The organism is Bacillus sp. BK450, from assembly GCF_004364885.1.
GTDB lineage: Bacteria > Bacillota > Bacilli > Bacillales > Bacillaceae > Bacillus > Bacillus safensis.
The window spans coordinates 1-1,262 of record NZ_SOBQ01000014.1; the positions used below are offsets into that span (position 1 = coordinate 1).

Here is a 1,262-nt window from a genome sequence, read left to right on the forward strand (position 1 = left end):
GCAGCCCTTTGTTCTGTCCATTGTAGCACGTGTGTAGCCCAGGTCATAAGGGGCATGATGATTTGACGTCATCCCCACCTTCCTCCGGTTTGTCACCGGCAGTCACCTTAGAGTGCCCAACTGAATGCTGGCAACTAAGATCAAGGGTTGCGCTCGTTGCGGGACTTAACCCAACATCTCACGACACGAGCTGACGACAACCATGCACCACCTGTCACTCTGTCCCCGAAGGGAAAGCCCTATCTCTAGGGTTGTCAGAGGATGTCAAGACCTGGTAAGGTTCTTCGCGTTGCTTCGAATTAAACCACATGCTCCACCGCTTGTGCGGGCCCCCGTCAATTCCTTTGAGTTTCAGTCTTGCGACCGTACTCCCCAGGCGGAGTGCTTAATGCGTTAGCTGCAGCACTAAGGGGCGGAAACCCCCTAACACTTAGCACTCATCGTTTACGGCGTGGACTACCAGGGTATCTAATCCTGTTCGCTCCCCACGCTTTCGCTCCTCAGCGTCAGTTACAGACCAGAGAGTCGCCTTCGCCACTGGTGTTCCTCCACATCTCTACGCATTTCACCGCTACACGTGGAATTCCACTCTCCTCTTCTGCACTCAAGTTTCCCAGTTTCCAATGACCCTCCCCGGTTGAGCCGGGGGCTTTCACATCAGACTTAAGAAACCGCCTGCGAGCCCTTTACGCCCAATAATTCCGGACAACGCTTGCCACCTACGTATTACCGCGGCTGCTGGCACGTAGTTAGCCGTGGCTTTCTGGTTAGGTACCGTCAAGGTGCGAGCAGTTACTCTCGCACTTGTTCTTCCCTAACAACAGAGCTTTACGATCCGAAAACCTTCATCACTCACGCGGCGTTGCTCCGTCAGACTTTCGTCCATTGCGGAAGATTCCCTACTGCTGCCTCCCGTAGGAGTCTGGGCCGTGTCTCAGTCCCAGTGTGGCCGATCACCCTCTCAGGTCGGCTACGCATCGTCGCCTTGGTGAGCCATTACCCCACCAACTAGCTAATGCGCCGCGGGTCCATCTGTAAGTGACAGCCGAAACCGTCTTTCATCCTTGAACCATGCGGTTCAAGGAACTATCCGGTATTAGCTCCGGTTTCCCGGAGTTATCCCAGTCTTACAGGCAGGTTACCCACGTGTTACTCACCCGTCCGCCGCTAACATCCGGGAGCAAGCTCCCTTCTGTCCGCTCGACTTGCATGTATTAGGCACGCCGCCAGCGTTCGTCCTGAGCCAGGATCAAACTCTCCGA

1 rRNA gene is annotated in these 1,262 nt (G+C 55.2%); it reads right to left on the bottom strand.

What is annotated here, in order from left to right:
• Positions 1-1,262 (bottom strand): 16S ribosomal RNA (locus tag EV579_RS18880); the annotation flags it as partial.